General features: G+C 57.1%; 11 protein-coding genes. 6 read left to right on the forward strand and 5 right to left on the reverse strand.

Features of this window, described 5'->3' with window-relative positions:
• Position 1: 1 nt before the first annotated feature.
• From ALP8811_RS11145 to ALP8811_RS11160, 4 genes are all read right to left on the reverse strand, one after another.
• Positions 2-889, reverse strand: a complete 888-nt coding sequence (locus ALP8811_RS11145; RefSeq protein ID WP_108857177.1) for a LysR family transcriptional regulator — start codon at positions 887-889, stop codon at positions 2-4.
• 265 nt (positions 890-1154) lie between these two features.
• Positions 1155-2420 carry an ABC transporter permease gene (locus tag ALP8811_RS11150; protein WP_108857517.1) on the reverse strand — a complete coding sequence of 422 codons (1266 nt, stop codon included), beginning with the start codon at positions 2418-2420 and terminating at the stop codon, positions 1155-1157.
• A 5-nt stretch (positions 2421-2425) separates the two neighbouring features.
• Positions 2426-3232, reverse strand: a complete 807-nt coding sequence (locus ALP8811_RS11155) for an ABC transporter ATP-binding protein (RefSeq protein WP_108857518.1) — start codon at positions 3230-3232, stop codon at positions 2426-2428.
• A gap of 150 nt (positions 3233-3382) precedes the next feature.
• A complete protein-coding gene (locus tag ALP8811_RS11160; RefSeq protein WP_108857178.1) occupies positions 3383-4387 on the reverse strand; it encodes a taurine ABC transporter substrate-binding protein in 1005 nt (334 codons plus the stop codon).
• A gap of 153 nt (positions 4388-4540) precedes the next feature.
• On the opposite strand from ALP8811_RS11160, the gene ALP8811_RS11165 reads away from it, so the two are divergent.
• The 6 genes from ALP8811_RS11165 (at position 4541) to hisD (ending at position 12527) form a co-directional block, all read left to right on the forward strand.
• The gene (locus tag ALP8811_RS11165) at positions 4541-5560 is read left to right on the forward strand and encodes a LysR family transcriptional regulator (RefSeq protein ID WP_245924623.1); all 1020 of its coding nucleotides are present in this window, start codon (positions 4541-4543) and stop codon (positions 5558-5560) included.
• A 277-nt stretch (positions 5561-5837) separates the two neighbouring features.
• Entirely contained in the window at positions 5838-8276 is a 2439-nt protein-coding gene (locus ALP8811_RS11170) for a GcvT family protein (RefSeq protein WP_108857180.1), read from the forward strand.
• Positions 8277-8325: 49 nt separating this feature from the next.
• A complete protein-coding gene (cuyA, locus tag ALP8811_RS11175) occupies positions 8326-9339 on the forward strand; it encodes a D-cysteate sulfo-lyase (RefSeq protein ID WP_108857181.1) in 1014 nt (337 codons plus the stop codon).
• Between the two features lie 13 nt (positions 9340-9352).
• Positions 9353-10546 (forward strand): DegT/DnrJ/EryC1/StrS family aminotransferase, encoded by a 1194-nt coding sequence (locus ALP8811_RS11180; protein WP_219928726.1) that lies wholly within the window; start codon positions 9353-9355, stop codon positions 10544-10546.
• The gene (gene cuyB / locus ALP8811_RS11185) at positions 10543-11262 is read left to right on the forward strand and encodes a cysteate racemase (protein ID WP_108857183.1); all 720 of its coding nucleotides are present in this window, start codon (positions 10543-10545) and stop codon (positions 11260-11262) included. Before ALP8811_RS11180 ends, cuyB begins: the two co-directional genes overlap by 4 nt.
• The gene (gene hisD / locus ALP8811_RS11190; protein ID WP_108857184.1) at positions 11259-12527 is read left to right on the forward strand and encodes a histidinol dehydrogenase; all 1269 of its coding nucleotides are present in this window, start codon (positions 11259-11261) and stop codon (positions 12525-12527) included. Before cuyB ends, hisD begins: the two co-directional genes overlap by 4 nt.
• A gap of 413 nt (positions 12528-12940) precedes the next feature.
• Here hisD and ALP8811_RS16270 read toward each other — a convergent pair whose 3' ends face one another.
• Entirely contained in the window at positions 12941-13897 is a 957-nt protein-coding gene (locus ALP8811_RS16270; protein ID WP_146184017.1) for a hypothetical protein, read from the reverse strand.
• Between the last annotated feature and the right edge of the window lie 144 nt (positions 13898-14041).

Raw genomic sequence — 14041 nt, forward strand, 5'->3', positions numbered from 1 at the left:
GTCAGGGTTGCAGCGCCAAGCTCAAATGATCGAGAAACGCCGTCACTTTCGCGTCCATCCCAAGTCGCGAAGCCGTCACAGCAAAGATCTCGGGCGCGGGCAGCTCCCAATCGGGAAGAACGCAGACCAGTTCGCCGCGCGCGACCGCATCCTTTGAAACGAATTCCGGCAAGGTGCCGATGCCTTGGCCCGAAATCAGCAGATCGCGCAAGACAAGGCTGTTGCCGACCCGGATGGTTGGATCGAGATCCAAAGTCACCGTTTCAGACGGACCGTGAAGGGTCCAGCCAGTAAGGTGATCTGCCAACAGGAAGCCAATCACACGGTGGTTCAGAACGTCCTGCGGCGACTGCGGAATGCCAACCCGATCCAAGTAGGCCGGCGCGGCAAAAATCTGTTGCCGTACGACCCCCAGCTTGCGTGCCACAAGCGCAGAATCCGGCATGGCTGTACGGATACGGATCGAGACATCGAAACCACCTTCCACCATGTCGACCACCCGGTCATCCATCGACAGCGTTAATCGCAGGTCAGGATAAGCGTCGAGAAATTCCGGCAGGATCGGTGCGATAACCGTCTGCCCGAAAGAGCTGGAGGCATTCACTTTAAGATGACCGCGAACTGCTCCGGCGCCGTCACGAATGCGCGTCTCGATCTGGGACACGGCATCAAGGATGCCGCTTGCTTCGTCGTAGTAAAGCTGTCCTGCATCGGTCAGAGACATCGAACGTGTCGTGCGGGTGAGCAATACGGCACCCAAGCTTTCCTCAAGCAACTTAACCTCGCGGCTCAAAAGCGCGGGCGAGACCCCGAGATCCTCCGCGGCACGCGCAAAGCTGCCGCGCTCGACGATGCGGCGGAAGGCGTTCATGACAGAGAGTTTGTCCATTGGCGTTCTCAATCAATTCGTGTGGAACGATACATTAACGAGCGTTCAGATCGAAATATACCATGGATGCAGATTTCACGAGAACGAACCCAAGGCGGCCAAGGCAAAAGCTCAGATTCGTGGAGTTTGGTTGAAAGCTGTAAAGTGAGATGCTGGTGACAGAAGAACGACCAAGGACTGTCGATGTCAGCCAGTCAGACAATAAAGAAGCGCGCCGGGCCTGTGAGGCCGGCGCGCTTCAGTTTTCAGGGGTGGTGGAAAGCCTTTAGTGTTTGCCTTTCCACGGCACCAGGATGCTCTCGGCCTTGCGCATCAGGATATCGATACCAAAGCCGATCACGCCAATCAGGATAATCCCCATCAAAACGATGTCGGTCAGGGTGAATTTGGAAGCGACCATGATCATCATCCCCGCACCCTCGGATGCGGCCACAAGTTCGGCGGCCACAACCGTGCCCCAACAGACCCCCATCGCCACGCGGGCGCCGGTGAAAATCTCGGGCAGCGAGTTGGGCACAATCACATGACGCATGATCTGCCATTTACTAGCACCCAGCGAATAGGCGGCGTGCACCTTGGAGATATTCACACCCGATACGCCGGAGCGTGCGGCAATGGCCATGATCCAGAGCGCGGCCAGGAACAATAGGATGATCTTGCCCGTCTCGCCGATACCAAACCAGATGATGATCAGTGGGATCAACGCCAGTGGCGGCACCGGCCGCATGAATTCGACAATCGGGTCGAACCAGCCGCGGAACCAGCCATTAAGACCCATCGCATAGCCCAGTGGGATGCCAACCAGCGCCCCAGCAACGAAGCCTGCAATGACTCGGAAAAGCGAATAGCCAAGATGCACGGCAAGCGTGCTGCCGCGATAGCCTTCGCTGCCAATCTCGACAACTCGGTCTAACACCGCCTCGGGCGGGGGAAGATATACCGGGTCCATCTGCAGGCCCTTAGGCGGCGTGAAACTGATCGCACCCTTGTCGGTAAGGGCAAAGCGGCCCTTGTCGTTGGTGACAACCATGCCTGCGGAAATCGGTTCGCCTTCGATGGCAACAACCGATGCGCCTTCTTTGCGCTTGGCCTCGTCATTTTGGTCGAACAAAACCGTTTGAGTACGCGACGCGGTCATGGCCACGGCATCGTCCTTTGCGAACCCGTCGCCAGGTTCGACCTGGAATTTCACCACGTCGTCGCCGAAATTGAATACCTGGACAAAGACGGTGGCGTCATCGCGATTGCCGTTGCCATCATCAAGCGTGTAGTCAAACGTGGTTTCGCCAACAAACGGTGACGGCGCCTGCAAGAAACCAGGCACCCATTGTGAGCCGGTAAAGGCACCCCAGATCAGAAAGATCGTGACCACCGAAATGACGCTGGCCCACCGGTTCGAGACGACCGCGCTTTCATCGCCAAAGGTGACGGTTTTAAGTGATGTGTAGTCCGCCCGTGCGCGTCGCACGACAAACTTGATGAAAAAGAACGACCCTACAAAGATCGCGACATAGACGAGAAGAATGATGATGCCGGTCATTGGTTGTCCTCCGTGCGTCCCATGATTTCCTCTTCCATGTCCCAGATCATTTCGAGGATCTCCTCGCGGGTTGGGCCATACTCAGGGTGTTTCTTGACTTCGCGCAGGTCGGCGCCGACGCCCATATCGGCAAAGGGTAGCCGGTATTCCTTGTGGATGCGCCCCGGACGGGGGGCCATAACCAGCAACCTTTCACCCAGAAGCAGCGCTTCTTCCACCGAGTGGGTGATCAGGATGATGGTCTTGCCGGTCTCTTTCCAGAGCTTCAAAACCAGGCCTTGCATCTTTTCGCGGGTCAGCGCGTCAAGTGCGCCCAAAGGTTCATCCATCAAGATGACATCGGGGTCATTGGCGAGACAGCGCGCCAAGGCGACACGTTGTTGCATGCCGCCTGACAATTCGTAGATCGCTTTGTCCTTGAAGTCCCCCAAGCCGGTGACATCAAGCAGATGATCGACATGCTCACCCCACTGCGCCTCTTTCTGGCCCTTCATACGTGGGCCGAAGCTGACATTCTCGCGCACATCCATCCATTCAAACAGCGCGCCCTGCTGGAACACCATGCCGCGTTCGGCATCGGGCCCGATGCAGGTATGGCCGTTCATCACCACCGCGCCTTCGGTGGGGGCCAGAAACCCGGCCACGATATTAAGAAGCGTAGTCTTGCCACAGCCCGATGGGCCAAGCACGCTCAACAGCTCGCCCTCGTTGAGGTGTAGTGATACGTCTTTCAATGCCTGCACCGAGCTGCCGTTGGGCAGGTCGAAACGCATTGAGACGTTTTCGATGGACAGTCCCGACATGGCCTGCCTTTCCTGATTGAAAATTGCTTTGCACTGACTGCTCATCGCTCCTTTTGGTGTGCGCCCCGAGAGGCCACGAGATAGGATGGAAGAACGGCTGCGAAGATGCGCAGCGGCCCGGATGATCCCGGGCCGCGCAATAGTTATGTCTTACATTCCACCAGCGGCTGCCAGCGGGCCGGTATTGACGGCACCGTCATAGCTTCCGAGCGCACTGTCGATGCTTTTCGCCTCTACAAACACGTCGGCCACGCCTTTCATAAAGGTCTGGGCATTGCCTCCGAGCCAAGCTTCGCTCAGCTGGTCTTCCACGGTCGGGAAGCTAAAGGTCGAGATGGTCGCCATAGTGGCGTCTTCGTCCATACCCGCATCCTTGGCGATCACCGGCAGCATCTCAGCGCGGTTGGCTTCGTCCGCCCACATGGCGTTGGCGTCCGCGGTCACCTTAAGGAATTTCGACACCAGATCGCCATTCTCGGCAACCCAGCCCGCCGGGCCCGAGGTCACGTCAAACACCAAAATGCCCAGTTCGGTTTTCTCGTCACCGGTCAGCAGCACGTTGCCATGTTCCAGCGCGCGGCGCAGCGAACCGCCCCAGCCGCAGAACATGTCGATCGAGCCTTGGGCAATCGCAGCCGCAGCATCTGGCGGATCCATGTCGACAACTTCCATGCTGCCAACGTCCACGCCAAAGTGGCTCATCTGCTTAAGGAAGCCATAGTGTGCTGCGGTGCCAAGCGGCACGGCAACTTTTTTGCCGGCCAATTCTCCCGCATTCGTCTTGTCGACTTCCAGTTCCGAACGCACAACGCAGTTGTCGTTGTCGGCATAGCTGACAGCCACGTCGAGGATTTGCAGGTCCTGCCCAGCCGAGGTAGCAACCACGAAGGGCGGCAGACCTTGGCTGACCGAAAGATGCACATCGCCCGAAGCCATGGCGGCGGACATTTTCACGCCCGATTCAAAGCTGACCCAGTTGACCTTAACGCCCAGCGCCTCGTCATAAGTGCCCATTTGCTTGGCGTATTCAAACGGCATCGGCCATTCGAGGAAATACGCCACGGTGATTTCGTCGGCACTGGCATGTGACGCCGTCAGTATTGCGGTTCCGGCAGCCAGAGCGGCCACGGCTTTCCGAATGGATCTAGATTTCATGATTTTCTCCCGGTTGGTTTTTTGACTGGCCCGTCTTTGTGGCGGGCGCATTTTATTTAGTTGGACGCGCGTACTTCACTATAGTTTTCGTCGCAAATCTCTGAAAAGAGATCTTCTCCAAGATAATTAAATTGTAGTTTCTAATTATTCGAATTGCTAGCTTCGCCTAAAATCAACTTCGAAAGGCCGATCATGCAACTAACGAAACTGAGCCTTCGGGGCCTCGAAATTTTTCAACTTGTTGCCAAGTCCGGGTCTGTCCGCAAAGTTGCTGCTGACACTGGGCTTTCTATCAGCACCGTTTCACACCATTTGCGCCGCTTAGAGGACGATCTTGGTGTCAGCCTTCTGGATCATACACGCCGCCCGATGGTCCTTACACCAGTTGGAACTATATTTCTTCGCTATATTGACGGAGGTTTGCGACTGATCCGTCGAGGGGAAATAGAACTGGCGTCGGGCAATTTGATCGAAGCTCAAAATCTGCGCCTTGGAATTGTAGACGACTTTGAAAGCGAAGTCGCACCCGAGTTGATGCAGTTTTTGATGAGGGCAATGCCCAAATGTATCTTCAAACATTATACGCGTCCAAGTCTCGAAATTCTTGAGCTGCTTCAGAAACAGAATCTGGATGCCGGTGTGGCGACACGCCCCCCCCACGACCTGCCCGGGCTGATTGAATACCCACTGCTGCGCGATCCGTTTGTTCTGGCCGTGCCAAAATCGAACAAAACCCCCGCCGAGGATTTGCTGCAAGACGGGTCCGGATTGCCCTTTTTGCGCTATTCACGAGAACAGATTATCGGAAACCTGATCGAAACCCACCTACGGCGCAGCAAGGTTTCGCTGGAGAACCGGTTTGAACTGGAAAGCAACCAGTCAATAATGGGCATGATTGCTGAGGAAATCGGCTGGGCGATCACCACTCCGTCTCAATATGTACGTGCCAAACGGTTTCACGACCGGATAACACTTCTTCCATTTCCAAGGAAAAACTTCGCACGTACGATTTCGCTTTATACGACAGAGTTCTACCCCCATGAATTGGCCACTCTGATCGCGGATACGATCCGCCGGCTCTTGTCACGTCATGTCGTTGAGCAGGTCACAGCCAGCACGCCCTGGCTGCTACATGATTTTCAGTTGTTAACCGATGCAGACGAACAAATCTGAAAACCCTAGCAACTTGGAAATCTGGTCTGATGGAAGCCGCATTCCAGCTTGTACACAGGATGAAAGTGAAACTCAAAACCTGCTTTTAGCAATGATAACAGAGGCCTGAGCATATCTAGTTAGTTGCCAGGCTTTGGGCCAGTGGCAAAGCCGCCGCCGACAAGAGACTGATGCATTCAAATATTGGTTTCGATTTTATGGGATTAGTTACTACCGGATTGTGAAATTCCGCAATCGTCCTATCCAATGGAGCTCCGAGAATTTGGAGGCTCCTGGTATGAAATCGCGGACCAAGGTTGTAGTTATTGGCGGCGGCATTGCTGGTTGCTCTACCCTCTATCACTTGACGCAAGAAGGCTGGAGCGATGTCGTTCTGGTCGAACGTAACGAGCTAACCAGCGGCACCACTTGGCACTCGGCTGCACAGGTCACAAACTTCGGCGGAAACCAGACAATGGTCGGGCTGAAGACGCATTCGATCAACCTCTATAAAAAGCTGTCCGAGAACCCGGACTACCCGATCAACTATCACCACGCTGATGGTGGAATCCGTTTGGCCAACACCGAAGAGCAGATGCAGGGCTACCGCCATTTCTCGTCCATGGCCCGCGGCATGGGCGTAGATCTCGAGGTGATCGACGCCGAAGAATGTGCCCGCCGCCACCCGTTAATTTCCACCACCAACCTTCTGGGGGGACTCTGGGATCCGCTGGATGGTGACATCGACCCTGCGCAGCTGTGTCAGGCGCTGGCCTTCCACGCCCGCAAGGCCGGGGCCGAGGTTTATCGCAACACGCCCGTCACCGCCCTAACCCAGCACAAGGATGACACGTGGACCGTGCACACTGAACATGGCGATATCGACTGTGACATCGTTGTGAATGCCTGCGGGTATCGTGTGAATGAAGTCGGTGCGATGATGGGTGTTCACCACCCCGTTGCCTCGATGGAGCACCAGTACTTTCTGACTGAGGACATTCCGGCCATTGCCGAGGCTGGCCACCGCATGCCGCTGCTGCGCTGCCCGATCTCGGATTATTACAGCCGTCAGGAAAAAGGCGGTTTGCTGGTCGGGTTCTACGAACAGGATTGCAAGACTTGGGGTATGGACGGGATCGACCCAAATTTCGTAAACGCGCTCTGCCCCGACGATCTGGACCGCGTCATGGACGTTCTGGCCGGCGCCTTCGAACGTATGCCTGCGCTGGAAGAAACCGGTATCCGCGCCATCGTCAACGGCCCGATCACCTATACGATCGACGGCGCCCCGCTGGTTGGCCCGATCCCCGGCAAACGCAACGCATTCTGCATCATCGGATTGCGCGCGGGCCTCGGCGAAGGCGGCGGTCATGGCTGGCTGCTGGCGCAACAGATCGTCCATGGGGAAGCCTGCTATGACACGTGGTGCATCGACCCGCGCCGCTTTACCGGCCATACGAATGTCGAGCTGACGTCGCTGAAAGCGATCGAGGATTACCAGAACGAGTTCCGCTTCCACTTCCCTCATGAACACCGCCCCGCCGGTCGCCCCGCGAAAACCACGCCGTTAACCCCGATCCTTGCCGCCGAAGGCGCGGAATTCACCGTGGTCAACGGTTGGGAGCGGATGGACTACATCAAGCCCACTTCCGACTTTCACCCGACACTGTCGTTCAACTTTGACGAAGCTTTTGACATCGTTGGGGCAGAAGTCAAAAACGTTCAGGAAAATGTCGGCCTGTGCGAGGTCAACGGCTTCAACCGATTTGAAATCACCGGTGCGGATCGCCACAGCTTCCTTGACCGCATGTTCTGCGGAAACGTGACCAAACGCGACGGCCGGGTTGGTCTTGGCTACATGCTGAACGATCACGGCATGGTCAAAGGCGAAGCCACCGTTGCCAACCTGCCCAAAAGCGATCGAGGGCCCGAGCGTATCTGGTTTGGGTCGGCCGCTGCCGCCGAATTCCACGACATGGATTGGCTGACCCAGCATGTAAACGCGGACGAAGACGTTCAGATCAAATCGCTGACCAATGACCAGACTATTCTTGTTCTGGCGGGCCCCAATGCCCGCAAAGTCCTGTCCGCCTGCGCGCGCGGAGACTGGTCCAAAGATGCCTTCCCGTGGCTGTCGGTGCGCGAGTGCTTTATCGGATTCTCGCCTGCCACCGTCATGGGCGTCAGCTTCTCGGGCGAATTGGCCTATGAAATCCACGTTCCGAATGCCTCGCTCTATGCCGCGTATCTGACCCTGCGGGCTGCGGGCGAAGAATACGGTCTGAAACTGTTCGGCGCCCGCGCGGTTGACTCGATGCGTATGGAAAAGGGCTTCATGCACTGGAAAGCGGACCTGCTGACCGAGTTCGATCCGTTTGAGACTGCGCTGGATCGTTTCGTAAAGCTGGACAAGGACGCGGATTTCATCGGCAAAGAGGCCCTGCAAAAGCGTCATGCCTCTGGCCCGAACCGGAAGCTGGTGTCCCTTAAGATCGACACGACCCACGCCCCAGCACATGGCGGCGCCTCGTTGATGCAAGGCGACAAGGTGGTCGGCACCATCACCTCGGGCGACTGGGGCCATCGTGTGGGCATGAACCTTGCCTATGCTTTCGTCGAGCCGTCGTTCGCAGCGGAAGGCAGCACCATGGATCTGGACCTGTGCGGAGATCGCGTCACGGCTACTGTCATAACGCCGTCGCCCTACGACCCCAGCTTCGCACTGATGCGAAGCTAAGCAACAGCCACTCAAGACAAATCCGTGACACACACTCAAGGAACTCAAAATGCACCTGTCCCGCTTCCCGCGCGTCCACCTCGCCCACTTGTCCACACCGCTCGAACCGATGAAGCGTCTATCCAAAGAGTTGGGCGTTGATCTTTGGATCAAACGCGATGACTGCACCGGCATGTCAACCGGCGGCAACAAGACCCGCAAGCTTGAATTCTTAATGGCCGAGGCGCTGGAACAGGGCGCTGACATGGTGATGACCCAAGGGGCAACGCAGACCAACCATGGGCGTCAAACCGCAGCCTTTGCAGCAAAGCTGGGTCTGAAATGCCATATCCTGCTGGAAGATCGGACCGGCTATCAGGATGGAAACTACAACACCAACGGCAACGTCCTGCTGGACCACCTGCACGGCGCCACGACCGAGAAATTCCCCGGTGGCCACGATATGCCCGCCGAGATGGAGCGCGCCGCCGAGACGATGCGCGCCAAGGGGCACAAAGTCTATGTCATTCCTGGCGGCGGGTCCAACTCGACCGGCGCGCTTGGATATGTGAACTGTGCGTTCGAGCTGGTCTCACAGGCCAATGACGCCGGAATGAAGATTGATCGCGTGGTTCATGCAACCGGATCGTCCGGCACACAAGCTGGGCTGGTGACGGGCATGTGCGCAATGAATGCACAGATTCCTGTTTTGGGCATCGGCACCCGTGCGCCGCAAGAAAAGCAGGAACAGATGGTTTTTGATCTGGCCTGCAAGACTGCGGAAAAACTGGGCTGTCCGGGCGTCGTGTCGCGCGAGGATGTCATGGCCAACACCGATTATGTTGGTGAAGGCTATGGCCTTCCCACCGAAAGCGGCATCGAGGCGATCCGGATGTTCGCCGAGCTTGAAGGCATCTTGCTGGATCCCTGTTACTCGGCCAAGGGGGCAGCTGGTCTGATCGACCTTGCCCGTAAGGGCGCATTTGATGGCGAACGGATCGTGTTCCTGCACACCGGCGGAGCGGCTGCTCTGGGCGGTTACGATTTTGCTTTCGACAACACAAATCGCTGGGTCAGCCTGTAAGAATATGGTCACCGTGGCATCTCAATTCACAGGCTCGTTCACGCAGCAGGAAGCTCTTCCTGCCGGTGCTGTGGATGCCGCGGTGGCCGTTTTGCAGACTGGTCGGCTGCATCGCTATAATCTTACCGAAGACGAAATCGGAGAGGTTTCAGCGCTGGAATCCGAGTATCGCGATTGGCAGGGTTGTGGATTTTGTCTGGCGGTCACATCCGGTGGTCAGGCCATGCAAATCGCCTTACGCGCCTGTGGTGTGTCTGCGGGCGATCCCGTTTTGACAAATGCTTTCACTCTGGCCCCTGTCCCGGGTGCGATTGCCGCTGTTGGTGGCAAACCGGTTCTTGTGGAAATCACCGAAGACCTACGACTGGACTTTGACGATCTGGAGCAGAAGATCGAGGCAAGCGGGGCTCGGGTTTTGCTCTTGTCGCATATGCGTGGGCATCTCTGTGACATGGATCGCCTTGTGCAGATCTGTGACGCCCGCAAGGTTCTCGTGATCGAGGATTGCGCTCATACGATGGGGGCAAGCTGGAATGGCAGGCGGTCGGGCAATTTCGGCAAGATGGCCTGTTTCTCGACCCAGACCTATAAACATATGAATTCCGGTGAGGGCGGGTTGCTAACAACCGATGACGCAGCCCTTGCGGCACGGGCGACAATCCTGTCGGGCAGCTATATGCAGTATGAACGCCACGGCGCAGGTCCGGACGCAGAGGCGTTTGCCGCCGCCCGTTTGGACATGCCCAATTGCTCGGCCCGCATGGACGCACTGCGCGCCGCCATCCTGCGCCCGCAGCTGGCGGTGCTGGATCAGTCGATCACGCGCTGGAACGAACGCTACCAGATTGTTGAACGCGGCCTGCGCGGCGCCCCAGGCATCACGCCGATCACGCGACCAATCCAGGAACAGCCGGTCGGGTCGTCGATCCAGTTCCGCGTACCCGATTTCACCGATGCACAGTGCCAGACCCTGCTAGCTGAATCCGCCGCGCGCGGGGTCGACCTAAAGTGGTTCGGTGGACAAGACCCATCAGGCTTCACTTCGGCCCATGGCAGCTGGCGTTACGTCACGCCACAGAACTTGCCACGCACGGATGCAGTACTGGCCACGCTGTTTGACATGCGCCTGCCTTTGACTTTTTCGACAGAGGACTGCGCCTTGGTTGCCTCGATCCTCGGCAACGTTGCCGAAACGGTGGCCGCATGAACCGATCGAAAGCAAAACGCGTGGTCGGCATTCTTGGCGGTATGGGACCAGAAGCGACGATCTTGTTACAACAGCGCGTTCTGGCAACGGTCGAGGCCACAGATGATTCTGATCACCTGCCGTTGCTGATCGACATGAACCCGCATGTTCCGTCGCGCATCGCCCATTTGATCGAACAAACCGGAGAGGACCCCGGTCCGTGCATTGGCGCGATGGCGCAACGCCTTGAAGCGGCAGGAGCAACAGCACTGGCCATGCCCTGCAATACGGCCCATCACTATGCGCAAGCCGTGACCTCGGCGGTGTCGATCCCATTTCTGAACATGGTTGACCTTTCTGTTGTGAAAGCCGCGTCGCGTATGCAACCCGGGCAGAGCATTGGATTTCTTGCCTCTCCGGCCGTGCAATCTGCGGGGGTTTTCGACGAAGCGCTCAACAAAGCCAGTATGCAGGCCGTCTGGCCCGAAGATGGCCAACGGATGCTTTCGATCATTCGCGAGATCAAAGCAAAGGGTCCGACCGCGCAGGCACGCCAAACCCTCGGCGAGGCCGCCCATGAACTTACCACCAAAGGTGCGACGCTCTTGTTTGTCGCCTGTTCTGAATTTTCTCTTATCGCACGCGATCTGCCGAAAGACTTTCCAATTATCGACACTGTCGACGTATTGGCGGATGCGATCCATGACCATACCACTGCAAACGAGGTACCCCTGTGACCGTCACATACTTGAAGAAAGCTGCCCCTCGTCCTGCAACGGAAAACAACGATATCCGCGATATCGTCAGAATAATGTTGACCAACATCGCACGCGACGGCGAAGAGGCCGTGCGCCGCTATGCCAAGGACCTCGACCGTTGGGAAGGTGACATCGTCCTGTCCGACGCGGACCGCGCCGCCGCTTGCGCCCGGGTGCCAGAAGATCTGAAGGCGGACATTCAGTTTGCGCACAACAACATACGACGCTTCGCACAAGCACAGCAGGCAACCATTCAGGAATGCGAGATCGAGGTTATTCCGGGACTGATTGCAGGGCAGAAGCAGATCCCCGTATCCAGTGCAGGGTGTTATGTGCCTGGTGGACGCTACAGCCACATCGCCAGTGCCTTGATGACGATCACCACGGCCAAGGTTGCCGGAGTTCCACATATCACCGCCGCTTCGCCGCCGCGCGAAGGCGGCATCCCGGATGCCATTGTTTATGCGATGGATCTGTCTGGCGCCGATCTGATCCTGAACCTTGGTGGAGTGCAAGGCATTGCCGCAATGGCGCAAGGGCTGTTTGGCGGAAAACCCGCTGATATTCTGGTCGGTCCAGGCAATTCCTATGTCGCCGAAGCCAAGCGCATGTTGTTTGGTGAAGTTGGCATCGACATGTTCGCCGGGCCGACAGACTCTCTGGTGATCGCCGATCACACCGCCTCTGTCGAAACCGTGGCCTGGGATCTGGTCAGTCAGGCCGAACATGGTGTCGATAGCCCGGTTTGGCTGATCGCCACCGAGCGCGATTTGGCGAATGGCGTTCTTGAACGGGTGCACGCGTTGATCGCCGAATTGCCCGAACCCAACGCTTCGGCTGCCCGGACGTCCTGGGAAGACCGGGCCGAAGTTATCCTGTGCGACACCCGGGAAGAGGCCGCCGCCATCGCTGACCGCTACGCACCCGAGCATCTTCAGGTTCAAGCGGACGATCTTGACTGGTGGCTGAACAAGCTCAGCGCCTACGGATCCCTGTTCCTAGGTGAAGAAACGACGGTCTCATTCGGCGACAAAACTTCGGGGCCGAACCATGTGCTGCCGACAAGCGGTGCTGCGCGCTATACCGGCGGGCTGTCGGTTCACAAATTCACCAAGACGGTGACCTGGCAACGTTGCAACACCGAAGCATCACATGAACTGGCGCAGCGGACGGCCCGTATTAGCCGCATGGAGGGGATGGAAGGCCACGCCCGTGCCGCCGAGATACGACTGATCGGCGCCTGATTTGACGGCACGGGTCTTGCCTCAGAACATCAAAGACCAACCGCCGCCAACCCGTTTCATCAAAGCAAAACCAAGATGATCCAGAGAGCGGTTTTCACATCGTTCCTTCTGCCCTTCATGCAAGCTGCAGCATTCAGTACCTCGGGGTCGAACCGCTGGCCTCTTGCATGCCATGTGCGAGATACGTTTGTCAGGCCAGTTGAGGTGACGGAAGGGAAGTGGACGAATTTGAACCAAGTTGTGGATTTCCAGAAAGGGTGGCGATTAGGGCGAATGCGCTTCTCAGCCCAGGCCTTCTTCCGACCAATAGCGCGGCGCTATACTGCCGCCGATCGCGGTCAGCTCGCCAAATGATGCTCCGGTTGCGTTCATCACCCTGCCCGTCTCAAACCGATTTTTCTGACACGGATCGACTACTCATCAGGCACCCCCATAAGGTGAAGCAGGTTTTCGGTAATCGTCGTTCTGAAGAAGCGGTAAGGAGCATCAGAGGACATGTGACCTTCAGCCCAGCGGCTGATGGCGTCTTGTGTCTCCTTGTCCAGAACTCCTGAAGGGTCCGACGAATAGAGTTTCGCGTCTATCAGGGCCTTTTGTATCTGTTCAATTTGCTCGGGCTTCAGTGCCTTTTCGGCAATCAAGTTCAGCGAGCCGTTTGCCCAGGAAATCACCAAAACCCGGCTGTCGACTTCAAGGAGTTCCAAAAAGCGCTCACCCTCGCAGACATAACTCCACCCGTTCAGGGTCCGCTTGTCCCAATCAAGAACTTTGTCGTCTGCGGGGCCAAGCAGGACATCGGCCAGAAGCGGATCCCACATATTCATCGGTGATGCTATGGTTTCGATTTTCCATTCGTCGCATCCAAGCCCGTCCATCGAAAGGGCGTCGGCGCCCAGACGTATGGTTTTTCCGATCGCTTCAGGTGTCTGAATCTGTGTCGTTGCGACACCAGCTACCGATCGAATGTCCACAATGACAAATTCACCTGAGGGCGGGGTTAGCGAGGTTGACCCCGTCGTTCTGCAGTCCGGCGGTGGACCGCCTCCGCAAATGCACGAGAGGCCCGGTGGACAATAGCAAGCCCCCGAAGAAACGTATGTGCACCCTTCGCGCGCTTCGCACTGCTCAGAAGCAATTCTCCAAGAATTTGGAAGGGCGAAATGGCCGCTATCATCGAGCACTTCCTGCGCAAATCCAATTTGGCAGGTGTCCCAGGGTGCTTTGCACTGATACGCCTTTCCAGGCAAATCTTGCGCAAGAATACACTCTGTAGAGGTTAGACAACCGGTTTGACTCAGCGTGGAACAGTCGGTGACCTGTGCCGATGCATTGGTCGAAAACAAGATCGAAATCGCCAGTAGGCGTGTCACCGAGAATATCGAAAACTTCGCAGGTCGCGTCAAAATAAGAGCCTTCGGGAAGTGTTGTTGATAGTTGTGACCCTAACGCGTTTTTCGGCCTCGAGCAATTTCCAGTCTCGCCCTTAGCCCCCCGCAACATGTGCAATGCCCCCC

It is taken from the genome of Aliiroseovarius pelagivivens, from assembly GCF_900302485.1.
Taxonomy (GTDB): Bacteria; Pseudomonadota; Alphaproteobacteria; order Rhodobacterales; family Rhodobacteraceae; genus Aliiroseovarius; species Aliiroseovarius pelagivivens.

Bases quoted from the DNA above. Each gene is read 5' to 3' on its own strand.
- ALP8811_RS11145 (WP_108857177.1), bottom strand. From the start codon at position 889: ATGGACAAACTCTCTGTCATGAACGCCTTCCGCCGCATCGTCGAGCGC.
- ALP8811_RS11155 (WP_108857518.1), bottom strand. From the start codon at position 3,232: ATGTCGGGACTGTCCATCGAAAACGTCTCAATGCGTTTCGACCTGCCC.
- ALP8811_RS11160 (WP_108857178.1), bottom strand. From the start codon at position 4,387: ATGAAATCTAGATCCATTCGGAAAGCCGTGGCCGCTCTGGCTGCCGGA.
- ALP8811_RS11170 (WP_108857180.1), top strand. From the start codon at position 5,838: ATGAAATCGCGGACCAAGGTTGTAGTTATTGGCGGCGGCATTGCTGGT.
- cuyA (WP_108857181.1), top strand. From the start codon at position 8,326: ATGCACCTGTCCCGCTTCCCGCGCGTCCACCTCGCCCACTTGTCCACA.
- cuyB (WP_108857183.1), top strand. From the start codon at position 10,543: ATGAACCGATCGAAAGCAAAACGCGTGGTCGGCATTCTTGGCGGTATG.